The organism is Paenibacillus anseongensis, from assembly GCF_009757995.1.
Lineage (GTDB): Bacteria > Bacillota > Bacilli > Paenibacillales > NBRC-103111 > Paenibacillus_E > Paenibacillus_E chondroitinus.
On the sequence record NZ_WSEM01000008.1, the window covers coordinates 485,150 to 511,569 of the forward strand.

The 26,420-nt window shown below is 43.9% G+C and carries 10 protein-coding genes; all 10 read right to left on the reverse strand.

All coding sequences use genetic code 11. The features are described from left to right. Positions 1-163 precede the first annotated feature (163 nt). Positions 164-8,359 carry a glycosyl hydrolase 115 family protein gene (locus GON05_RS09820; RefSeq protein ID WP_157318982.1) on the reverse strand — a complete coding sequence of 2,732 codons (8,196 nt, stop codon included), beginning with the start codon at positions 8,357-8,359 and terminating at the stop codon, positions 164-166. Between the two features lie 268 nt (positions 8,360-8,627). Beyond that, positions 8,628-10,730 carry a CBM96 family carbohydrate-binding protein gene (locus GON05_RS09825; RefSeq protein ID WP_157318983.1) on the reverse strand — a complete coding sequence of 701 codons (2,103 nt, stop codon included), beginning with the start codon at positions 10,728-10,730 and terminating at the stop codon, positions 8,628-8,630. A gap of 36 nt (positions 10,731-10,766) precedes the next feature. Then, on the reverse strand, positions 10,767-12,335 hold the full coding sequence (locus tag GON05_RS39685) for an S-layer homology domain-containing protein (RefSeq protein WP_181646245.1): 1,569 nt from the start codon (positions 12,333-12,335) through the stop codon (positions 10,767-10,769). 85 nt (positions 12,336-12,420) lie between these two features. After that, a complete protein-coding gene (locus GON05_RS09835) occupies positions 12,421-17,718 on the reverse strand; it encodes a glycosyl hydrolase 115 family protein (RefSeq protein ID WP_157318985.1) in 5,298 nt (1,765 codons plus the stop codon). Between the two features lie 116 nt (positions 17,719-17,834). After that, complete coding sequence (locus GON05_RS09840; RefSeq protein WP_181646246.1) at positions 17,835-19,442, reverse strand: response regulator; 1,608 nt, start codon at positions 19,440-19,442, stop codon at positions 17,835-17,837. Further along, positions 19,435-21,246 (reverse strand): cache domain-containing sensor histidine kinase, encoded by a 1,812-nt coding sequence (locus GON05_RS09845; protein WP_181646247.1) that lies wholly within the window; start codon positions 21,244-21,246, stop codon positions 19,435-19,437. The genes GON05_RS09840 and GON05_RS09845 overlap by 8 nt, the downstream gene beginning before the upstream one ends. A 63-nt stretch (positions 21,247-21,309) precedes the next feature. Then, positions 21,310-22,653, reverse strand: coding sequence for an ABC transporter substrate-binding protein (locus tag GON05_RS09850; protein WP_157318988.1), 1,344 nt, complete (start codon positions 22,651-22,653; stop codon positions 21,310-21,312). Between the two features lie 78 nt (positions 22,654-22,731). Continuing rightward, entirely contained in the window at positions 22,732-23,574 is an 843-nt protein-coding gene (locus tag GON05_RS09855; RefSeq protein WP_246238955.1) for a carbohydrate ABC transporter permease, read from the reverse strand. Next, the gene (locus GON05_RS09860) at positions 23,575-24,513 is read right to left on the reverse strand and encodes a carbohydrate ABC transporter permease (protein WP_246238957.1); all 939 of its coding nucleotides are present in this window, start codon (positions 24,511-24,513) and stop codon (positions 23,575-23,577) included. Positions 24,514-24,728: 215 nt separating this feature from the next. Further along, the gene (locus GON05_RS09865; protein ID WP_157318990.1) at positions 24,729-26,399 is read right to left on the reverse strand and encodes a type 2 periplasmic-binding domain-containing protein; all 1,671 of its coding nucleotides are present in this window, start codon (positions 26,397-26,399) and stop codon (positions 24,729-24,731) included. Between the last annotated feature and the right edge of the window lie 21 nt (positions 26,400-26,420).

Below are 26,420 nucleotides of genomic sequence, written 5' to 3' on the forward strand. Positions count from 1 at the left end.
TATGAATTGATAACCTTTGTGCGATTAGTATTATCTTTCATTTATTTAGGTGTCAGCATTAAGCCTACGCCTGCTCTTTGGCACAAATACAAAGGCTGTCCCAAGCCATTTTCATGGTTTTTGGGACAGCCCTCGCTAACATTATAAATAGAACTTTACTGTTTTATTTCTTCATGCCAAGAGCTCTCAGAATGACCGTTGCGGCTTCTGCACGGGTAGTCTGCCCCTGCGGTTTGAACGTGCCGTCCGGATAACCTTCCATCAGTTCACTGGCTGTAGCAGCAGCGACGGCAGCTTTCGCCCATTCGGATACGGATGCACCATCCGCATAGGATAATCCTGCCTCTACAGCGCTGATTTGCGCAGCACGGACAATGATGACGGCCATCTGCTCGCGAGTAATGTCATCATCCGGTCCGAATGTTGTTTCCGTATAGCCTGAAACGATATCTAGCGAAGCTGCTATGGCAATTGACTCGCTAGCCCAGTGACTGCCGGTATCTGCAAAGACGATGCCTAGCTGCCCTTTGAGCTTGAAAGCCTTGACGATGAGAGACACAAATTCCGCCCTCGAAATTTGACGATCCGGTTTGAACGTACGATCCGGATAGCCTTCAATGGCTCCAGTTTTGATCAGTTCTTGAACGTTTTTCTCCGCCCAATGCCCTTTTAAATCCGTCAGATCTCCTTTACTCTCCGTTGGCTGCTCCTGTGCGCCATCGGGCGTAGCGGGCGGGTTGACCGGCGGATTAACTGGTGGGTTAACTGGCGGATTGGCTGGCGTACCTTCTCCATTGCTGTGGTTGCCCTCATGACCGCCTCCGCTGCTTAATGCCGTATAGGTAATGTACGAGGTAAAGTGTTTCGTCCAAAGCACCAGATCATTTCCTACGGTAATGATTGCGGACCCTCCAGCCGGAATTTCATAGTCAGCGGCCATCTGATTGTCTGCGCTGATTGTGGTTGTAATCGGAACAATCACTCCTTGCGCAACGTAGCCTGCCAACTGGCCTCCTTTTCCTGGAAACACCATTCTTGCCGCTTTATCCAACGTGAGAGACACTTCCTGTGAACCCGCCTTGATAACGGCGCTAACGACACCCTGCGGAACCGAAACGGTACGATTGTCTTTTAATTGCGGTAATTCAAACTTGCCGTTCCAGCTTGCCGGTGCCTGAACTTGCGTGTTGGCCGGAATGTCCAAAGTCACATTGCCAAGCGCTGTACTTGCATGAACCGCGATGGACGGAAGTATAACCTTCGCTGTCGTTCCTTCAATAACAGGCGCCAATTGAATCGCGGCATTCGTTACTTCTTGCGAAACCGTAATACTTACCGGAACCGTACCGTTCACGGGAAGATCCAGAACAGGCTCGTTGACTGTCGGCCTTAATTGAACAGCGCCGGTAACCGTAATGTTGGCGCTCGCGCTTTGTCCGCCGTAAGTGACGGTTAGAACCGTCGAGCCTTGGGCCAAGCCCGTAACCACCCCATGATTTGTCACCGTTGCAAATAAAGGGTTGGACATGACATAACTCGCATCATTCGTCACATTACGATAATTCCCATTCGAATACACAGCCGTTACAACAGTGTCATGCCCTGTGCCGACCAGTAAGCTGTAGCTGGTGCTATCCAACAAGATAGAGGCCAATTCAGGGGCAGTAGTACCGCCATCTCCTTCACGTGTTACGTTGACCGTATAGGTCTTGGTTGTGCCATTTTCTGCCGTAACCACGACCGTAATCGTATTGCTGCCCACTTGAAGTGCAACAGGGCTGCTTGGTTGACCGCTGGCAGTTGACTCTCCATTGATATTCAGATTCGCATGAATCTCAGCAACTTCCGCCATAATTGTCAGATTCTCTACATTTGTCGCTACGCTCACATGATAATTTGTCGTATTTGGCGTAAATACGAGGCTTCCACTTGACAATTTCAAGCTCGCCAAGTCTGCGTTGCTGCTGAGGTTCCGAATTATTCCGGCGACAGCTTGCGCTAATCGTGCAAGTGCCTCATCCACTTCGGATTGCATGGAATAGCTACCTTTTTCAGCATAAATCGTTTGCATTAGACTGCTCAATGCAGCTCTGGATTCCACCGTATAAGCCATGTCTTCTACTAATTTTGCAGCTTCTGCAAGTTTAAACTCCAAGCTTGCCAAATTTACAGCTGTAGTTCCCTCGCGATAGACACGAACATAGTCCAGATAACCAACGGCATTGGCACGAGATGTTGTACTATCATCGCTGTAGAATCTAAGTTTGCCAACTGTTGAGAATGGATTACGCATTGCTAAATCTTGTTTCTGCAGAATTCCATTCAGATAGACTTGCATTTTCTGTGTGTTGGAATCGATGATTAAACTAATCGTATTCCATTCTCCACTATTAAAGGTTCCAACTTGAGTTGTACTCGAATTGTTATTACCCAAATATGAAGTTCGGATTAAGCCATTATCGCGTAAGGAGACAGATCCAAGAATCGTTGTTGAATTATCGTTTTGATAAAGGAATGGTGCACCAACAAAACTCTCAGGCGTATCCGAGCGCACTTTCATCTCCAAATACAGTTTTCCGCTGGATTCCGGGAAATTTCTAATGGCTTCAACCGAAAGCCCAGCTCCCTTTTTCGTTTGGGCAAACTTCAGATATTTGTTGCCATTATCGTTTTCCAACGTCACATTTCCGCCTGTTTCAACCATTCTCCAATCATTCAAAAGGTCATTCCGTGAGTTGACGTTGTCAAAGTTATCATTAATGATATAGGTTCTGCCCTTCAGCCCATCAACAGCAGCTTTAATATTCTGCTCAGCCCCTAGCAAGGCTTCTTGACTTCCGCCATCCGCAACAAGCTTGTCACCTGCGAGAATTGCAACCATTAAAGCACTATAACTGTCTGCCGTGTAGGTATCTCCCTGAAGCTTTTTCGCATTAACTAATGAGCTTTGCAGCTTAGTCATTGCTTCTCCGCCCGCTTCGCGAGTTAAGTGAACCGAATACGTCTTGGTCAAGCCGTTTGCTGCCGTTACGATAATGTTGATGGTATTATTACCAACCGCTAGCGTAATGGGACTGCTTGCTTGAGCACTTGCTGTTACAATGCCATTGATGCTCAGCGTTGCTTGACTATCAACTGTACCAGCCGTTACCGTCACGCTAGTCACATTGTTCGCAACGCTGACATTATAGCTCGTCGTAGTCGAGTTGAACGCTAAACTACCGCTTGAAAGACTCAAGCTTTCCAAATCCGCGTTGGCACTAGCATTCAGAGCTAATCCAGCAATGGCTTGCGTTAATCTAATTACTGCTGCGTCAACTTGGGATTGCAGCGAATAATCTGCTCTCTCAGCGCTGATTGTTTGAATCACATCGCTCAACACTTCACGAGATTCAACCGTGTACGCTTCATCATCGACGAATACCGCTGCTTCCTCAAGTTTAGAATTTAAGCTGTCCAGATTTATAGCTGTCGCTCCTTCTCGGTATACCCGAACGAAGTCGACATATCCGATGGCAGGCGGATTGCTTGAATTGTTGTCATCACTATAAAATCTCAGTTTACCAAGTGTCGTCATTGGATTGCGTAAAGGTAAATTTTGCTGCTGAAGAACTCCATTGACATAGACATTCATTTTTTGACTACTGGAATCTACAATTAAACCGATCGTATTCCAATCTCCAGGATTAAACTTTCCTACTTCAACTGTCGTCGTACTATTATTTCCCGTACTAGATGCTTTGATTGAGCCATTATCGCGTAAGGCTGCAGTAGCGATAATTGTTGTTGAACTATCATTTTTGTAAAGGAATGGCGAGCCGAAGAAGGTGGCTGGAGCGTCGGAACGCACTCTCGTCTCGATATACATTTTCCCGCTCATCTCTGGGAAATTTTTATTCGCTTCTACCGATAGTCCACTTCCCTTTTTGGTCTGAGCAAGCTTCAGAAACTTATTGCCGTTATCATTTTCCAGAGATACACTACCACCGGTTTGGATTAGCTTCCAATCGCTTGGAAGATCCGTTATCGCGTTCAAATTGTCAAAGTTGTCGTTAAGGATATAAGCCCTGAGCTTTAGGTTGTCGACTGCTGTTTTTATTTTCTCCACGGTGCTTAGATAAGCTTCATCTGTTCCATTAGTTGCGACAAGCTTATCACCTTCAATTATCGCACTCATCAGAACGCCATAGCTGTCTGCCGTGTAGCTTTCTCCCTGAAGTTTTTTAGCTTCGTTCAACGTATCTTGAAGATTCGCTTTGGATTGCTCGCTGCCGGTATCCTGAATAATGGTATATACCTTTACATTATCTATATATACCGATCCCGTTTTCCCTGCATTGGATCCATCGTTATTGGTATAGAAGCTAAGCATATTGGCGGTTGTCATAGCCACACGAAGCGGCAAGTCCGACTTCACCTTTACGTCATCCACATAAAAGTCGCAGGTCTGCTTAGCGCTATCCAGCACAATCTTCAAGTTATACCATGTGCCGCTTGTAAACTTGCCTGCATCTCCGTTATTTACGAGGAATGTGCCATTATTTCGCATTGCATTGCTGAAAAGGTTATTGCTGTTATCTCTAGAAATGCCATAGATATAAGGCATTCCGAAAAAGGTATCCGGCGCATCGGAGCGAACTCTCATCTCGAAGAACACTTGACCGCTTGCTTCTGGATAGGAAGCCGTAAGTCCCGTTTCACCGGCAGCATTGTTCTTCGTCACCTTCAAATATTTGTTGGTGCTCTCAACAGGATCCGTTTCCAGTGCTACGGTCCCACCGGACTGCATGATATTCCATTGTATGTTCAGGTCATTGATCGAGCCGATATCGTTGAAATCATCGTATACCAGCATTTTTTTGTTTCCGTTAATCTTAATCTGTTTACTATCTAGCGCGTTGATCGCTGCCACAAGCTCGCCATACCCGGATTGCTTAACTGTCCAGTCTTGGCTTCCATTCAATTTAACAAGTACCGCAGCGTATTGTGTCTTGAATGTCGCCAGTGCATCTGCTGGATAATTTAGAAAATCAGTTCCCGCGACGCCGTTCTTCTTAATCCACTCTGCCCTCGCTACCGCTTTTTCAAGCAAGCCCTGAAGATTCTTGAGGGAGTCCACCTCGCTCATGGCTTTGATCAGCCGGACATATCCGTCGTGCACGGTATCAGCCTTCAGATCACTCAACGATGCTATAACCTCATCACGTGTATTTTTTAGAAATGCCAATGCATCCTGAATAGTCGGATCACCGCTCGTATCATTTTGCAGTTCAGAAATCTTGGCGTTTACTGTTGGAATATAGGCATCCAAGACCTCTCGGGACATACTCAGGATCCTTGGGACGAATGACGGATTCGCATTGTAAACGGAGTTATAGCTTTCCTGCGGACCTTGATTAGACGGTTTTTCGCCTCCCGTATTAACAACGATCTTATCAATGGCCACACCCGCATCTATCATGTACAGCTCAATCGTATGGTATCCTGGCGTAGGAATATTGATGCTCACTTGCATCTTCTCAATTGCATTGGTGACATTGGTTTGCCAGTTGCCTTCCTCAGCCGTTTTTTGACCCGATAGGACGATCGGAGTTTTCCCATCCACCCCAATGGCAAATCTTTGGCCCTCCGCACCTAAAGTCGGCACACGATATACGGTCGTGGAGAAACTTCCCGCATTGGCAAAATATACATCGTAGCTTAGCTTAGGAGCATTGCTCAAATTATTCATATAGCTTGGTGTATTCATCGGATACGCCGCTACGGAGCCTCCGGAGCGGCCTAGTCCGTTAAATACTTGAAACCCGATAGCTCCATTCTTACTTTCTCGAGTAAAGTGTTCTGCTTCAATGGATATATAACCGTTAGCTTCGGCGAATCCGGTAATCTGATCCCTGGTCAGCGCAGGCTTGCTCGCATTTACTGTAATCTTTTTCTCGCTGCCTGCACCGATTACGGTAATAACGGCACTCTGAGTGCCAGTAGGGACTTGATCCCAATCGATGGACACCAATAGACGAGTGTCATCTATAATGGTACCGGTACTTTTCGAAATTTTCACCCATGGTTTATCCGCTGTTACTTGATAGACAAACGACTCGCTTCCTTTATTAAAGACGTCAATAAAATGCGTATCTTTTAAATAGGATGAGAAATTGAGCACGCTGCTCGTAGTGCTATTCGTTTCACTTTCAACGACGACTCCCAAGCTCGCTCCATTTGGAACATTAACCTTACTTACGGAAGGCATGCCCGGAGCGTTAGGTCGAAGTGGCGACAAGTAGGGATTCATCATCATTCTCCACTTCCCGCCGGACATCGTATTATTGTAATAGGCGGTTTCTTGCGCTTCTTTATTGTGCGCCCATTGCGCCAGATCTGCAGCCAAATTGGCAGCCAGGGCTCTCCCCTGAGCGCTATACAGTTTGTTCTTTTGAGCATAATAATATTTTAAGTTCATATAGTAAGATCCCTTAATAGGGTAAGAAATAAGCTGATAGAAGGAATCTTTCTGCTCATTAGGGAGCGTCTGATAAACGGCGTCAGCCCTGTTCATCAAGTTTTGATAATCCACAACTCTTTGTTGAGACTCATCGCCATAATTTACTGCGTTAAATTCTGCAGCGTTGGTGTGCTCAGGCTTTCTGGCATAATTCAGGCGGTAATACTCCGCTAAGATTTCACCTATTTCCTTTTTGTTCGCTTGAGGAAACGCTTTTTTAGCAAATTCGGATAGATATCCGTTGTCTCCGCTCAAGTTTTCTTTGTTCCACTTATTTATATTCCATGCCATATCCAGGAAAAAATCCATACCGATTTCATTTGGCTTGATGTCGCCTACGTTGAGAACCCAAAGCTCTTTCGCTCCACTTTCATAGGCTTTTCCCATTTCGCTTAACATAAGAGCAGGAGGGGTAGAATCAAGCCAGATGTAAGTCATGCTTCCTACATAAGACAGATGGTAGTATACACCGCTTCCACCCAAGCGAGCATTCTCAGCCACGGTAGGAAACCGCCGGATGAAACCATGATTGTCTTCCGCCCATACAATGGTTGCGTTATCAGGAAGCTTTAAACCTGCTTCATAAAGAGGCAACACTTCTTTGTATGGAATAAAGATAGGGAATGCTTCGGGATTGATGTTATGATCACTCATCATTTTTGTCTGGCTGTCAACGATATCCTGAAGCACCTTAAGTTTTTGTGAAGTTGTCGATGCATTGGCAGTGACGAATGGCTTGTCATGAAGTCCGCGCATGCCAAGCGTATAGGAGACCTCATAATCTTTGTAAGCCGTGACGCTTTCATCCCAGTATTTATTAACGAGTGTTGGATTCACTGTATAGTCATATGGCGCTGAGTTAGGATATTTCGTTAGGTTATTCAAATCATCTATTGCATTTACTGTTTTGAGATCAACGCCTTGCAAATATCCCTGACTTTGAAGAAACGGACCCCACTCACCGGTACCATTGCGCATCATCGGCTCAGCGTGGCTAGTTCCCACTACGATACCATAGGCATCGGCATTTACACGGTTCTCAGGATATTTATTGAAATAGTCCGTCGGTCCCAAACGAATTTCGGAATGCATGGCTGGCCAAATGTAATTTGCTTTCAGCCTTAGCAGTAACTCGAATATTTTCTTATACGTTTCAGGACCTATATTGCCGCCCTGTGCTCCTGCAGGGTCATTGAGCGCCGCCCACTTGGCAAGGTTTTGCTCATCATTCAGGAAGATCCCGCGATATTTCACAGAAGGCTCTCCCACTTCTTTCAACGGCTGCGTAAGGACGATTTCACTCTTTACTTGTGGGACAATATCCGCCCAATAATACCAAGGGGAAACTCCAATTTGTTCGGAGACGTCGTACACACCATATACGGCACCTCGTTTATCGCTGCCGGCGATAACCAATGACTTCTTCACGCCGGGAAGTGGATCATCTACCATTTTAATGACGTAGGATTCCCATTTGCCTTTCAGGTCCTTGGCTTCATCCAATTTTCCCTCTGTTATCAGTTGTTGGATAATATCACTTTTATCAACTGAACCAACGATGATGGAATACTGGTTCAAACCATTAGCACTAATTTTAATTCCAGGTGTCTTTGTTGTAACAGCAAGTATATCTTTTTGCAGATCTCCTACTGCTCGTACAATTTGCTTATCATCCGAGCTCGATACATAGATATCCGCTACCGAACCATTCTTAAATAGCGGAAAGCCTGATTCATTTCCGTCAGGTGCATTGTCTACAGCAAGCACATTCATCGGAACAACGGCCGAAAGCATTAATGATAAGACTAGAAATAACATCACAAGTATTTTCATATTTCGATTTCGCAGTTTTGCCATGTGCAGGCTCACTCTCCTTTCATAGATTACATGTAAGCACTTTCAAAATAGTGCCATTTCTAATTGTAAACGCTATATTTTCGATTGATAACCTTTCTATGATTAGTTTTATCTGTTATTTATTTAGATCATCCTACTTTTTGGGCATCTCTAATTCGCCTAACTGCATGAAGAATAGAGCGACTTATCAGTATGCGTTCACACTTGAAAAGTCGCTCTATGAACTAATAACGATTCATGCGGAACTGAGGTTTGATTCGCAATAGGACTAATTTAAAAGGACAACAACATTTGACAAGGGAATCATGCTTGCATCTTGAATATCTGTTCCTTCCCAAACGACTGCTTTCGCTTTGAAACCGTCGACAGCACCAGGCAGCTTGAATCCAGCAACAATCTGATCACTTTGTCCCGCTGCCAGCTTCTTGGATGAATAGGACAGATTAACGATTTCATCGTTCTGATTATAAAGCGCTACGACAACAAGCACTTCTTTCTCAACCTCGCCAATATTAGCTGCCGTTACATTCGCGTTAAGGGTTTTTAACGGTTCAAGTTTGCTCATGTTGAAAGTAACATTTACTATAAATTTATTCCCCTCGTTTACTGCTCCTATTGCAACAACTGCTGCACTCTGCTTAGTCTCCCCTGCCAGACCTTTAGCGTCTACAGGCGTAATTTCAAATTTGATAAATTTTCCAACATGAGCGGAAGTAACCTGCAGCGTTTTCTGTGTCTGGCCGACCAGAGCGCTGTACACACCATTCTCTGTATCCGCCATAAGCCAGCTGCAGGAAGAGGTTCCTTCTGCATCGCCATCTGCATCCGTAAACGTATACGTTCCAGTTAGTGTTTCTCCGGGCTCTGCCACACCGCTTATGCCTACATTGGATGCAACAGGTGCCGTATTCGTCGATACAGGAGGACGGCTATCTAACACTAATTCAGGTTTATTGTCCGTTGCTTCATTACTTGCAAAAACTACTTTCGATTTTTCATCGGCTGTTGTGACAACCAGTTTAAAGGAAAACTGTTTCGTCCCCATTTGACTTTTCATATAATCGGTTACATCAATTTCATACCATTTAGGCACTTCACTCTTCTTTACAGAGAAGCCCTTGATTTCAGTTCCATTAGCAGGGATCGCCGCCAGTGAGGCAATATCTTCTTGCCATGAATCATACGGAACCCCATACAGCATCAGATCCCTATTCTCCAACGAATCCGTGTCTGCCGTCGCATACAAACGGAGAATCGCTTGCCCCACCTGATTTCCATCATACTGGCTGGTGTCGAATTTTAATAATGCCACGCGCGTCGTATTTGCTGCTTCACTTGTACCCTTTAATTTAACTACAAGATCCTTTTCGTTCTTTTTGACAGAAGTGCTGTTTCCCTGAACATACGTATCGAGCGCCGGATGATAAACTTCATGGACAGGAACAGCTTCAATAGCGACTGCCGCACTCATCTTCGCTGCTCCGGCCAGCCCCTTGGCATCAACCGGCGTAACTTCAAATTTGATGTACTTGCCGCTTAGCGCTGAAGTGAGCTGTAACGTTTGGTATGTCGCCCTGATAACTGAGCTGTATGTTCCACTCTCCGAGTCCGCCATGAGCCACTTGTACGTGGACATTCTATCCGCATCGCCGTCCGCATCCGTAAATGTGTAAAGTCCCGTTAACGTTCCACCAACTTTGGCCTGGCCGTCAATGGCAACATCGGACGCAACTGGCGCCGTGTTCACCTGCTCAACTTCGGATTTGTAGAGCACTAATTCCGGCTTGTTGCTTGCCGCTTCATTACTTGCAAAAGTAACTTTGGATTTATCATTAGCTACCGTTACTTCCAGTTTAAAAGATGCCTGTTTGGCAGCCAATTGGCTTTTTAAATAATCAGTCACGTCGACTTCATACCATTTGGGAAGACCACTGGTCGACACCGAGAATCTGCCGATTTCCGTTGCATTATTGGTTGGGACACTAGTCAAAGTATTGATGTCATCTACCCACGAACCGTAAGGAATCCCGGATAGTTTCAATTCTCTGGTCGGCGAGCTATCCGCCGTCGTTGCATATAATCTGATTTTAGCTTGCTCTATCGTAGTGTCCGCAAAGTCATTGAAGTCGAACTTAAACAGTGCCACTCTGGTCGTATTTGATCCTTCATTATCGCCCTTTAGCTTAACATCAATAATTTGATCGTTCTTTTTGACCGTTGTGCTGTTTCCCTGTACATAGGTATCAATCGTAGGATGATACACAACCGGTTGAGCATCCGCGGCGTGTGCTGGTACCGAAGTCATTTGCGAGAGTCCTACAGACATAAGGACGAGGATAGCAATAAGGAGCAATTTGGATAGCAGCTTCATCTCGTGTTTTGCCCACCTTCCTATTTCAATCTAGTTTTAATCTGCTATATACTTAAACTTAACGAAAATCGGTGCAGCCAATTCATTTGTTCCCAACGCTGCTGTGAATTCCCCTTGAATCTTGTTACTCGGTGTGAACGTGAAAACGAACTTTCCTTCTGGGCCGCTTAATGTCTGACCAATCCAGTCCACATTTCCTTCAGGATCTATCACTCTGAATGTAACTGTTTCCGCACTGCTGCTAGCGACGTAGCCCTCAAGGGTAACCTGCTGACTCGCTGCGTTGACAGTAGTCGTAACATTGTAGATCCCCTCGTGAATGTCCTGCTGCGTTACGGTGACTATGCAACTTGCCGAATAACTTCCATCAGACGTCGTTACCGTGATCACTGCGCTTCCTGCTGCTTGTGCAGTTATTTGGCCGTTCTCTACAGTCGCTATTGCCTCATTGCTCGAGGACCAATGCACATTTTTATTATCCGCATTCGCCGGTGCAATTGAAGCCGTTAATGTAAGCGCTTCTCCTACCTTCAACGAAGCTGCTTGCTGGCTCAAGCTTACACCTGTTACGTGTACAGTTGAGCCCCCGCCCGAAGACGGGCCCGTAGGTTCCTTTGGACCTGTTGGGGCTGTTGGGCCGTTGGGTCCCGTTGGAGTCGATGGAGTCGTCGGATTTGTCGGGTTCGTTGGCTTTGTTATGACAGTAACTTTTCCATCTTCAACTTTCACAACACTTCCCGTATCTATGGTTTGCCCGTTTATCTTCACGCCCTCGGCAGCAATTTGGATGCTTTTAATCGTCGTTTTGCCGGAAATGGTCAGGGAGATGTCTTTACCAGTAATGACAACCTCTCCTGCAACCATCGTGTCATCCAGTTGAGCATTGCCCTCACCAACTCCTGCGGTGATATACAAATTTCCTTTGATCTTTACATTTTTCAGTGTAACGCCTATTTTATTGATTAGTGCATTGCCGAAAACATCCAAATCTGCATACGTCTCTGAGCGCACGAACAATTCCCCCGCCAGATTGTCAAACATTTTGACGCTCTCCGCGCGAGTAATCTGTTGAGTTGGTTTGAATGACTGATCGTCATAACCCGCAATATATCCAGCTTGCGCCAACCCGCCAACATACCCTCTGCTCCATTCAGCAATGTCTCTTGCATCTTTAAAGTGATTTAATCCCGTTGCATCCGTTTGTATGTGAAAAGCTAGAGATAACACTTTTGCAACTTCCTGACGTGTGATGGGATCATTAGGTCTTACTTGAAGATCGCCATCCCCTTGCACATACCCCGCTGCAACTGTTTTGGCAATATAGTCTGCATACCACGCATCCGCCTCAACATCCTTAAAATGAGTCCCCACAGTTGTGGTTAGTCCCATCGTTTCAGATATTAATTTGAAAAATTCCGCTCGGGTAATGGGGGCATCCGGTCTGAAATTTCCGTCTGGATAGCCGCTGACGATCCCGGAAGACTGCCACTTGGAAATTTCCTTGGATGCCCAATTCGTCTGATAGTCTGGTGATTCCGCATATGCGTTGCTACACATCATTAATCCCAAAACTACGAATAACATCAGTACTTGTTTTCTTAACATAGACTCACCACCTCTTCCTAATCGTAGATACAAAACATGATGGATGGAGACGGAAGCTATCACTATCCGCCCCATCCTCTCCAAACTATCTCAACGTAGTAGTACCATTTGCCAGTGGGATCATGCTGGATGATTCTATATCAGTACCCTTCCATACAAATATTCGTGCAACATGACCCTCTACATTGGCAGGAAGCTTAAAACCGGCATTGAGATATTCGCTGCTTCGTTGTGCAACGATTTTAGAAATGAAAGATACATTCACCATCCGTTCGTTACTGTCATACAAGGCGACAATGACCAGCACTGGTTGTCCGCTTGCATCTACGTTGGTAACTTTCACTTTTCCGGTAAGCATCTCGCCTGGCTGCAAAGAATTTAGGTTGAAGCCCGCTTCTATGGTGTAGGCCTCTGCTTCTCTTCCAATCTTATACATGAATTCAGCGACATTACTATCAGCCAGTCCGTCTTTCACTGCTATCGCTTTAATCGTTGTGCTTTCCCGAACATCAATTTCGCCTGTGTACAAGGTGCTGCCCGTCGTAGGTGTGGTTCCATCTATTGTGTAATAGATCTCTGCACCTGCCGTATCGCTTGCCAATGCTACTTTTTGTGCGTCAACATAGGTGCCTGGCATCGGATTCGCAGTAGGTATAGCAAGCTTATTAGCCGCTTCTATAAGTACTGTAATTGGTGCAGATACTGCCGTTGTGCCATCATTAAGCTTGGTAACTTTGATCGTCACAGTGACTTCCTCGTCATTTTTCTGAGGGGTTACTATGCCACTGGTTGAAATAATTTCAGGCTGACTTGAGCTGGCAATCTCCAATTTGTAGTCAGAATTATTCGGAAGATTAAGCGCATTGTTTCGATAGGTTAACGTTGTAAGAGCATTAGCGACTTCTTCTGCAGTTGGTGCCACATATACCTGCATGTCGTCGACATCAAAAATGCCGTTCGGCTGATTATCCAAACCAAATTGTTGATAATTCAGTGTTTCACGATCCAGCGCTCTATACGTAAAATTGTCAGCTACCAGCTGATTATTAAAATACCCGCTGTATGTCTTGTTAGCTGTATTTACAACAAATTTAACATCCTGCCACTTATTTTCTTCATAAAGGCCAACCATTTTTTTATTACTGGCATCTTGCATCATGACATTCTTCTGTTGTTGAGCATTATTTCGATCAAGACCTGATGCGATAGCATATTTACCATCCGGAGCGTTGGAAATATAAGCCAGATTGGTGAATGGTGCGCTCTGAGGCACTCTTACCTTCATCTTAACAATCAGCTCTTTTCCAGCAGCACCGCCGTTTTCCCCAAACGGCAATTGAAGCAAGGCCTTAGATCCACTTGTACTCGAAGTTGTAAGTCGCAAAAATCGCTTTCCATCCTCTTCGACTACAGCAGCCGTTCCGCCATTTGTAATACTTTCTACATTGAGGCCAAAAGGCAGTTTACCTATTTCATTGTTTTCAAAATTTTGATAGGCAATATAACTGAAAGGACCATCTTGTAATTTTAGATTTTTTCTTAGCTTACTTTCTGCATCGGTTAGCTTAGTAATAGCCGTATTAATGACTGTCATATCTTTGGAGCCACTATTTCTAAGGTTTTTCAATTCTTGTAAAGCAGAAAACCAAAGATCATAATCCGCTTTTTCATAAGAACCAACATCCGTACCTACAGGCACAGGTGCATCCTGCAATTTCTTTTCAGTGACGGCAATCGTATTGGACATGATCGTATCAGGGTTTGCTTGTTCTCTTTCAGAAACAACCCAGCTTGCATCATTAGGGGTCTCTGATCCCGTCGTAAGATAAATTCTGTCAACTGAAATACCGTCTTCCCGCATCCAAACATTGATTGTATGCTCACCCGCTGCAGTTACGGTAATAACGCCATTTCTTCTCGGCCACAACCACTTTTCATCTCTGTCATAGCTAAACAGTTGAGAAGTATCAAAACTCGCTGTTGTATATTTACCATCAATACCACCATAGATAGAGTCGCTAGCATCATCAATAACTCTAGTTCTCATCCAAACGTTATAGGTCCCTGGCGTTGAGAATTTGACTTTAAATTGCATTTCAGGACTCTTGCTTACCAAATCTGCCGCATTGCTCACCTGGCCGCCTAGGTCTGGAAGTCTCATTGCATAACCTGTATCCGACTGTGTGATCCTCCACGAATTCCCACTTTTTGCGATGACTTTTGCATAATCACTATTTTCCGAGGCCATTTCTGCTTCGATCGATACTTTACCATTCTTTTCAAGAACGGCACCACTTCCCCACTGAGCGAGTTCATCTTTCTCGGTTTGTGCGACAGGAGCAGTGCGAGGCAGCATCTCATATCCACTTGAAAACGCTTTGTTATACGTGCTGTTATAACTTTCAGGAGGTCCGTTGTCAGCATACAAAATCCCTTGCGGACTTGTATAAATGACCATCTTATCAATCATGATGTAATTATCGACCATCCAAACTTTCACAGTGTGCTTACCTGCTGTTGGGATAGTGACGTTTGTCAGATGCTTTTCAATATGCCGGAAGAAATTTTTTACCCAGTCTGTGCCTTGGCCTTCATCTGCTACTGCGCTGGAGATAACAGTTGGTTCTCCATCATCAATGGAAACTGCAAATTTGATTGTTCCCATTGAATCTAAAGTAGGTACTCTATAGATTTCCAATGGGAAAGTTCCTGCCGTTTCAAACTGTACATCATATTCCATTGAAGGTGCAGAAGCCTTGATTTGATTTTCTGGAACTCTTGCAAGAGTCGGGTTATAGGTTCTCATAACATCTCCCGTATTTCTTCCAAGATTATAAATCGGTTGCCACAGTACCTGACCAACATCATTTTTTCTGCTGTAATGCTCTGCTTCTATGGAGACGTAACCATCCGCTTCAGCGTAACCTTGCACTTGACTTAAAGAAATCGAAGTTGCCTTTATTTTTACGGTAATGATTTTTTGTATGGCTCCACTTTGTAAAGTTATTGTCCCGGATTCACCAGCATGGCTGGAAATATTACTAATGTTTACCCAAATACGATCTTCATCTACAATCATTCCGCTTGTTTTGGAAAGATTAATCCAGCTTTTATCTGCAGAAGCGCTCCAACTAAAGCTTCCTGCTCCCTTATTGAATATATCTACATATTTGCCACCTTGATTGAATTCAGAAAATTCAATAACGGAATTAGCGCTTACTTTTTCTTCCCCTTGCACAATTGCGCCCATTTCAGGATTTCCCAATTTCAGAGCCGGTGATCCTGCTGGCAGTTGAGACATTGGTGGCGGCGGATGAATCTCAGGATCCAGTATTTTATCCCATTTACCTGCAGCTAACGTCTTGTTGTAATAATTTATTTCCGTTTTCTTTTGCTGATCCGCCTCTTGAGACAGTGTCAAGAAATTATTCGCGGAAGAAAGTCTTCCCTGATCATAAGCCATGTTGCTTCTATCGGCATAATAGTAGGACTTAAATACATAATAGGACCAACGAACTTTACTTAGGACCTGTTCATAAAAACCGTCTTTCATATCCGCCGGCAAGCTGTCATAAATGGCACTGGCTCGATCAAAAATATTTTGAAGGGTGAGCATTCTCTTAGTTGATTCATCCCCATAATGTAATTGATCAAAGAAATCAACTCTCATTTGCTCGGGTCTTCTATTATAAGAAAGTTGATAATTCGTGTTGATAATATCCGTAACTTCATCTGCATACTGAGAGCCAAAGTCTCTGCTAATCCAGTCATGCAGGAATTTCTTCGAATTATTCTCATATTTATGAACATCCCAGCCATAGCTCAGGAAGAATTCCATTTCGCCCTCCAATGGTTTCAAATCACCAACATTTAATATCCAAGCTTTTTGAATCCCTGACTCATATGATTTCTGCAATTGTTCTCCCATTAAAGATAGTGGCGTATTTCCATACCACAAATAGCTTTGATCGGCGGGTGCCCAATAGGAAACGTGATAGTATAAACCATGTCCACCACTTCTTTGTCTTTCCGCTGCATTAGGCAGTCTTCGCATGTAGCCTTGATTATCATCGACCCACATGATCGTTAATTCATCCGGAACCGCTAAGCCCGCGTTATATAAAGGCAATACTTCTTTATAAGGAATGAACATTTTGAAGGCGTTGTCATATCCCTGTTGCCCCAATACATCTTTCATCATATTCTTTTGATCTTGTATAATCTTGCCAAGCAGGTTAACTTTTCTTTCTTGTTCAGTTGCGCCAGGAAAAGTTCCATTATTGATATTTGCCGTGGTAAAAGGTTCATCGTGGGCACCTCGCATACCAAGTGTCCACTGTGATTCATAGTTCTTGTTTCTCATAAGCGCATCTTTCCAAAATTGCAATACGGCAACAGGGCTTACGGTATAGTCATATACAGAGCTTGTTCCGTGAGCGGCATCGTACGCGGTATGCCACTGCGGCCATTCCATATTATTGTTTCTCAAGAACATTTCGGGGTGACTTGACCCCATTACAATGCCATATTCCTCAGCTAGCCTTGCATTGTTCGGATCATTATTAAATCCGTTGACATGCATCGCAGGCCACATGTAATTGGCTTTTAATCTCAACATTAATTCATAGATATGAACATAGATATCCGGTCCGATTGTCCCGTTACTTGTATGTGCTTTTGCCCAATCATTCAGATTCTCTTCGTCGTTGAGAAAGATTCCTCTGTACTGAACATCAGGTGAATCTGTAATGTTCGTATCCCCTTTTATGTATACGCTTTCTTTATGGTTAGTGGCGACATCCGCAAAATAATACCACGGAGAGACCCCCATTTTCTCAGAGATATCATAAAGTCCAAAAATAGTTCCTCTTCGATCGGTTCCAGCGACAACCAGCGCCTGATCTACGCCTGGAACCGGGTTTTCGACAACATCAATAATAAAGCCTTCCCATTTATACGACCCATCGTCTTTTTTCAATTGGGCTACATTTAGCTTGCCGTTGGCAATCAACGTATCCACAGCTGCACTGCTGCCAATCGTGCCGAATATGACAACATTTCCGCTTGTCGGGACTGTATTGACGACCTGCGCATCAGCATTCGTAACACCTTTAACATCTTTTTTGAAATCTCCAACCGCTCTTATTACGCTTACAGAATCATTTTTGTCCACGTATAGTTTTGCTGAAACACCATTCTCCACTAATTTGAAATCATTTCCTGCATTTACTGTGGACACATAGCTGCTAGAAATATTACTTTGTTGTGTCAATTCTTGTGCTTTTGCGGTAGTTACGTTTACAGTCGCGACTTCAAAGCATATCTGGAAAAATAGTACACAAACTAATCCCCTTGCAAGCCATCGTTGTATGCGATGATTCATTTTTCACTTCCCCTTTCTCTTGACATATAGTCAACACGCTTCCTATTTTAGGTGTAAACGAAATTAAAGCGAATACAAAAAAAGCATCAAACTGTTAAAAATACGAAGCAATTCTCTTAAGTGCTCATGCGGCTCCCGTTCCGATAATCCGTTGGTGTGAAGCCTGTATACTTTTTAAAACAGACGCTAAAATATTGAGGATTGCTGAATCCAACCCTGTATGCAACCTCATAGGATTTGCAGTCTTCCCGACTCATTAAACTCAGTGCTGATTTCATGCGAACTTCCAACAAATAATCGGAGAAGACCTTATTGCCCACTTTTTTAAAAATGGAGCTCAAATGGCCGGCACTTACATTTACATAATCAGCAACTTCCTGCAAGGATAATTCTTCACGGTTATAATTATCTTCAATATATTTATGTGCTTTATTCAGCAGTTGCTTTTGATGGCTGTCGCGCCGGGAACAAATTTCTGCTAGTAACTCGAGCAAAAACTCTTGAATCGTAGAGAATACTTCTTTCGAGGTTGTCAATGTTTGAAGATTCGTACAAAAGTGGGTGAACCCGCCGAACTTCAACTCCATCTTCCATGTATGAATCCACTCCCAGAACTCACGATACAGCAATAGTGCAATCTCTGTCCCCAGTATATGTATATCCTGCAGAGGCACGATCTTCCGGTTAACAATGTCTTGTTCCAATTCTCTAATAATTGCAAGTGATTCCTCTTTCATACCCAATTTTACTCTCACAAGAAGTTCATCCTTCCAGCCTTCCAGAACAGTCGTTTCAACTGGGGGTTGAAGATCAATATCCCTCGTAATCAACACCTGATTCGTGCCGACAATGTGCCGGTACTCCAGTATCATTTTCGCTTCCAAATAAGAGCGTCGAAGCGAAATCGGATTCTCGTAGATAGGTCCGACACCGATCGTGACCGTTGTTTTCAAATATCTTTCAACATTTTTACAAACTTCCTCCATCATCTCTCGAATTAGTTGTTTCCTCAACTCCGTATCAGCTGAAACTCCGAAAGCGATTACAATTTCTTCGCCGTCATAATGAAAAATATGGCATTGTTCAAGATCTGCCGTCATTTCCTGAATAATGTTGCTTACGCAGTACCTTAACATCTCTTGCCCATACCGATTCCGAACTTTAGGAAAATGGTAATCGTCCAGTTTAATAATACATGCCAAATAAGTAGCTGCCTGCAAGTTGATTTCCAGAAATTTCGCTTCTGCCATAAGCTCGTTTTCATGGAAGCGCCCTGAAATCAGATGCTCCCAGAACAATTGCCGCATCAGGGGCATGCTGTCAGAGATTTGCTTTCGTACCTTGCTCTCGCGTTGATATTCTGCAACAGCCCGTTGCATTGTCTCAAGTAATACTTCATTCTCAAAGGGCTTAAGCACATAGTCAAACACTTTAAGTTTAAGTGCTTTCTGGGCAAACTTAAATTCATCATAGCTTGTCATTAAGACGATTTTCACATCAGGATATTTTGCCAGCAATTGTTCAGCAAGTTCCAGCCCATCGATATGAGGCATTCGAATATCGCTCAGAACAATATCCGGCTTCAGTTCTTCGGCGAATTGGAGCGCTTCCCTGCCGTTTCCTGCTGCCCCAATGAGATGCAACCCATAACTTGCCCAATCGATAGTTTTGCTTAGTCCCCTTCGAATAATAACGTCATCGTCGGCAATAATCAGGTTACGCATAACCATTCCCCTCCCCATCAGCTTTACTTTCATCCTTGCTTTTACGGATTCTGATGGTTACAATTGTTCCTTTGTCGGGATCGCTATCATATTGCAACCCATATTCCGGTCCATACATCATTTGGAGTCTTCTGTGAACGTTGACGATGCCGAAACCAACTTGAACCGGTCTTTTTAGGAGCAATCCTTCCCTGATTTCATTTAATTTCCACGGTTCAATCCCCGCTCCATTATCCTCTACATATAAATAAATATCTTCGTCTGAACTGTAGCCCTTGATGCGAATTACCCCAGGCTGCTCACCCTTCTTGATCCCATGGTAAATTGCGTTCTCAACAATAGGTTGCAAAGTCAACTTTACAATGGATTGACCCAAAATTTCATGATCGACATCAACCTTATATTGAAATAAATCCCCGTATCTCATTTGCTGTATAAACAAATACATTTGGACTTGTTCCAACTCCTGATCGATGGTAATAACTTCTTCTCCTTTGCTGATGGAGATTCGAAAGAAGGTCGACAAGGCTGATATCATCCTGCTGGCATCCCTTGATTCACCCATATCACAAAGCTGTTTGATAGAAAACAACGTATTATACAAAAAATGCGGTTGTATTTGCGCTTGCAATAAGGAGATTTCAATCTGTCTCTTCACTTCTTGTTCGACCTCAACCTGATGCAAGAGAGTTTTGATTCTTTCAACCATTTCCTGCAACCCGTGATTTAGCGTATCCATTTCGTATTGCGGCCAACGTTGTACATTCACATTCAGATTGCCTTCCCGAATGTGATTGATTTGCTTCGTTAAATGTTTGATCGGCCTTGAAATGTATCTGGCTAGAAGATTGGAGTACATGATTGCAAATATGAGTGTGGCCAACATCACTACAATGCTGACATATTTGATATAATTCACCTTGCTGAGCAGTTCCTCTTCGGGATAAACGGCAGCAATCTTCCAACGATTCACACCTACTGTTTCGTAAATCACAACCATGTTCGAGCCGTTGTTATTTTTGACATCCATTCGGCCTCTTGCATTTGGCGCATGCAGCAGTTTTTCCTGAAGCTCATCTTCATCGAGATCATATTTATCCGCTACCGGCTTAAACCGCATAATGCCATCAGGACTTTGCAGAAATAAATAGCCGTTATCACTAATTTTAGGTGAGTTCAAAATTTTATAAAAAAAGCTTTCTTTGATGTTAACAATAAACACGCCCTGCGGTGCTGTCCCCTTTATGCCCAACCATGTATAAAAGCTGGCAACCATTGGGCTGCTGAAATCTCCTGATGGAAGGTCCCTTGTATGTATATTTTTCCAAAAGACTGTTTCAAAGGAGCTTTCGCTGCTCCGCTTTAAATATGATGCACCAGGAAAGTTCTGAAGTGGAAAGAAACGATCTGTTCTAGCAAAGGAAACGGACTCATTGTTATACCATAGAACAACAGAGTCGACCATGTCATAGTAATCATTTGTAAAAATTTGATTCGTTGCCTGGTTCAACGCAATATAATCCGACGGACCCAGAGTAAAATCTGGCTCCTCGGATGCAATTAAGGTTTGAGTCAGCTCCTTACTGCCTGATAAGTTGACAACCGCTGCTAATAATACGCCAAGTCGGTCGTCCAGGTAGTTTTTCGTTTGGAAAACGGTATCATAAATATTGTCGTAAGCATTCGACTTCAACTGTTCTGCGGATAAAATGTAGGAGACAACGCTGGAGGAAACAACTAAAAAGATAAGACCTGGAATTAGTCTCCATAGAATGGTAGATGTAATAGACCGTACCTTTTTCATGTTATCGCCTCCACCCATAGTAATCTCATTCAAAGACTTCTAGAACGATTACAAGATTTTCCTTTATTTTTTTATCATTTTATCATAATCTTGCTTTGATTTTTCTATAGCTTTCGCCCAACCGTTTAAAAACTCTTCCGCGGTCATCGTTCCTGAGAGTACCTTTTGAAAGTTTGGCTCCAGTTGCTGCGTGAGCAATCCTGCATAATCTGGTAAATAAACAGGAACATCCAGTACTTTGGTGCTGCTGTCCGCCAGAATTTTGGAACCTTCTTGAAGATGCTTAGAGTTCTTTACATAATCGCTGGTCATGGAATCCTGATTCGTCGGCATTTGTCCAATGTTTTGATTCCAATAGGTCTGCATGTCGCTGGAAGCCAGATAGCTTAACAGTTGGAACGCTTCCGCCGGATGCTTCGAATTCTTGAAAATGCTGTATCCGTTAGGCTGTGTGATCACAACTTGCTTGCCATCCGACGATTTTGGCAGCAATACACCTGCTAGTTTATCTTCTCCAAGTGCCTTCAGATTGTCGTTGTAGGAACCGAAATTATGTTGCACAATAGCCGTTGCACCGCTTCCAAATTCTGCAACCATTTCTTTGTATCCATTGGTAATGTCGCTAGTCGGCGTGTTCTTCTTATACAATGCTGCATATTTCTTCAAGAATTCGACGTTTTTCGGATCGTTGACTGTGGATTTGCCATTCTGATCAAAATAATTAGGTATACCGGAGTATGAATACATAACCGTTGTTAATTGGTTGATACTACCTGTCCCGCCACGCATCGAATAGCCGAACTGACTTTTCCCTGCATCCGTCAGCTTTTCGACATCCTTGAAAAAATCATCCCACGTTCCAGGGGGATTCAATCCGGCTTGTTTGAGCAAATCCGGCCGATACCAGAACAAATCCATATAGAGCGTATTCGGCAGCATATACAGCTTTTTATCCGGTACCAGCGTACGAATAAAATTGACAACGGAAGGAATCATCTTATCCTTATCCGACCATTTATCCAAATACGGATCGAGCGCAAGCAGTGCTCCTTTAGCTGTGAAATCAGATACATAATTATTAGCTACGGCGCCAACGTCAGGCGTATCATTCGAAGCAATGGCGACATCGAATTTCTGTTTATAGGATTGCTGTGGAACTCCGACATATTCAACGTGTATGTTCGGATATTTTTCTTCGAATTTCTTAAACATTTCCTGATAAAACGGCGTTCGGTTCGGCCCTGCATTATCATCCCAGAAGGTTAGCGTAACTTTCTCTTTGCTCGCAGGTGCTGCACTTTCAACTGGCTTAGCTTGAGAATCTGTTCCGTTACCCGCTGTATCCTGTTTTGTCCCGCACCCGGCAATCGTCATAGAAATGCAAGTCATGGCCAAAGCTATCTTCATCCATTTCAAAGTAAATCCCACCTTCTATATTTTTGGGTTATATGATGAATCCCCGTTTAAAGGAGTACATCCGAAACATTAGCCTTTGACAGCGCCCGCCGCCATTCCCTGAACCATATATTTCTGAACAAAGGCGAACAACACAACGACCGGGAGCAAGGAAATGACACTACCTGCCGCAAGTGCTCCGTAAGCCATGTTAAATTCGCCTTGCATATACCGCAAACCGATTGGCAGCGTGAAAAACTGCGGTTTGTTGATGAGCATCAATCCGAACAGGAATTCGTTCCATGCCCCAATAAACGTAAATACCGTGGTGGCGACAATACCAGGCAACAGAATAGGGAAGATAACCAAAAATACTGCTTTCAAACGGCTGCAACCATCTACCATAGCCGCTTCCTCCAATTGCTCCGGGATGTTCGTAATAAATCCGCTCATCAGGATCGAGTTAAACGGAAGCTGAAATACACTATAGGTGATAATCAAACTAAACGGGTTGCTCGTCATACCTAGTGTTTTGAAAATGAGGAAAAGCGGTATGAGCAGCATGGCACCTGGGATAAACTGAGTACAAAGCAGCATAAGAAGAAAGGCGTTTTTGCCATAGAATCTGAATCGACTTATGGCATAACCGGTAAGCACAGAGAGAAGAAGTACAATAAGCACGGTAGACATGGAGACGAATAAGCTATTTTGGAAAAATTTCGAGAAGCCGACTGCATTCCAGGAAATCCCGTAGTTCTCCAGAGTAAAAGTTTTTGGCCAATACACGATAGGCCGTTTGATGATATCTGTTTCCCGTTTAAAGGAAGTTACGATCGTCCAATAAAAAGGGAGCAAGGTAAACAGCATGGCCACCAACAAGGGCACATACAGCGTAAACGTGCGGTCCAATTGTCTAAGCATCATACTCTTCATTTACTTATCTTCCTTTCCGAAACCGCTCAACTTCAGATAACTGCTTGCAAAAATCATTAAAATAAGGAATCCAATTACCGTCAAAGCAGATCCATAACCAAAGTTTTGGGCGACAATGGCTTGATTGGCTACATACATGGTCATGGTCATCGTATGATTCGCAGGTCCGCCATTCGTCATAGTGAAAATCAAATCGACATTATTAAACTCCCAAACTGCCCGTAGCAGCGTCGATAAAATAATAGAATTCTTTAGAAATGGCAAGGTAATCTGAGTAAATGCTCTCCAGCGACCTCCACCATCCACCTTGCATGACTCGTATAATTCAGAGGGAATGGTCTGCAACGCTGCAAGCATGGTAATGGTAAAGAAAGGGATCCCTCTCCACAACTCAGCTAGAACGATAGAGAAAAATACCCAATTCGTGTCTCCTAACCAAGCAATCGGGCTGTGAATGAGATGCAAGCGCGTCAGCAAGTCATTCATCATACCATTGTGCTCACTGTAGAGGAACGACCACATAGTGGCCGTGATGACACCTGAAATGGCCCAGGGAATGATAGCAGCCGTTCTGAAGAAAGCGCGAAGACGAAATGCTTGATTAAGTACCAATGCAACTAATAAGCCAAAGACGAGTTGGAGCGTCACTTCCACAAGCACCCATTTGGCAGAAATCCATAAACTTTGCAGAAATAGCGGATCATCCGTAAATACTTTCACAAAATTATCCAATCCAGCGAAGCTATTATAAAAAGGCTTACTTGGATTGTAGTTCAGGAAACTGAAATAAAAAACGTTAAGCATCGGATAAAACAAAAACGATACGATCAGCAACACGGTAGGTGCGATAAACAGATAGGGAATCCATTGAATGCGCTCCCTTCTTCGCACAGATGCATGGGGGATATTGGATACCACGTCTGCCTTTGCTTTCATCATCCTGTACATTCACTCCTTTTCATGACCTTATTGTAGTAGATTGATGGCCCTGAAAGGAATGTAATATACTCATCATATTGTTTAAAATTATCTGCATTGACAAATTCGAAATCACCGCATTCGATGCTCAAAAGGATGGAGGAATCCCCCACCCTAATTGAATTTTCACTTTTCGTTATGCATCACGCTTTATACCTTTTATCTGGTTCGAGGCTTTACTTCAAGCTTCCAACCATTTTCTTATAATCCTCGTATTGCTTTTTGGAAATTTCGATTGCATCCTTGGCTAAAAACGCATTGTCCTTATTCGTTTCATACCAACTCTTATACCAGTCTTCTACCTGAGCGCCTCCAGCCTTGCTCCAGGCATCCTGCGCATCTTTCAATGCTTGGCTGATTGAATATTTCTCGCCGCTCACAATCGCCTTCAGCCAGATATCGCCAATCGCCTTGTCTGTGTTTGTTTCAATGATATTAAGATCCTTCGATGGTGTCGGCATATGCTCGGAAATGGTCAGTTCCGGGTAAGAACGGTCAAAATTCAAATACGTTTTAAAGAAATCATCCTGGAACTTCTGATACTCTTCCTTCCGCGGATCGCTCTTGAACTTGATCAGTGGTGCATCGCATTTGGTGTAAGGGGCTGCACTCTGCAGCATCCGCATATCAACGGTCAGATCCGTCACTTCTTTTTTCTGCTTAGCTGCATCCAATACTTCGGGACACCCTTCCGTGACCTTGTAATTCGTTCCCTCGATGCCAAGTTCGAGTGTTTTCCCTGTCGTTTCCTTACTTAAGAAATCGACATACTTGATCACGGCATCCGGATTTTTGGCCGTTGCGCTAATGGCTGCCGTCATTTGTACAGGGTTCGAAAGTGTCGGCATGAAAGCGCCAAACGGACTTGTTGGATATGGGAGGAAGTCAATCTCCGCTGTCGAAACGTTTTTCTTTAATGGATCAATAACCCCGATTTTCTCAGTGATCGGATCCGGGTTTAAGAATCCGTAAATGCCAGTCTTGCCGTTAATGAAATCCTGTTTGGCTTTGGCGCCATTCGTATCGTTAACGAAGTCTTTATCGATCAGACCTTCATCAAACAATCGCTTAGCTAACGTATAGTATTCTGTGGAGCGATCCCAATTCAGTACTAGTTGGTTGTCCTTGACTGTCCATTTGGACATGCCGCCGAACATCTGTCTTAAGCTATATGCGGAATTGCCGCTCAGGGAAATACCGTACGTATCTCTCTTTCCATTTCCATCCGGATCTTGCTCCGTGAATGCTTTCAGCACCGTATATAATTCTTCTGTCGTCTTCGGCATAGACAGGTTCAGCTTCTTCAACCAGTCGGTACGAATAAATAACCCCCGGTTTGGCCCGCCACGGTTAATTCGACCGAAATAGTAAAGTTTACCATCATCTTTCATACCGGCTTTTTTAAGCAAGGGATTGTCCTTTAGTAGATTTTTATAATCGGTGCTATACTTTTCGATCAAATCGTCGAGAGGCATGAACTGCTTTTGCTGCTGCAGCGGATCTCTGGCTTTCGGATTGAATTCGAATAGCAGATCCGGCGCGCTGCCTGAGGCGTACAGGACATTAATCTTTTCCTCTGGCTTCGTCCGCGGAATCGCGACGAATTTCACATTAGCCGGACCGTTATCGTTAATCCATTTGGTCCAAGCGTTGTTTTCGATCGTGCCGGCATCCGGAGATACTGCGCCCCGATCATAAATCGATACGGTTATATCCTTCTTGGGCGCTTCCGATTTTCCTTCTCCAGCTTTCTTGCCATCGCTCGAGTTCGAAGCGCAGGCGGCCAGTACAGTCAGGCCAGATAGCGAAAGCGCCAGCAGTGCGGTTAGTTTCAATTGTTTTTTCATTTGGAAACCCCTCTCGATTAT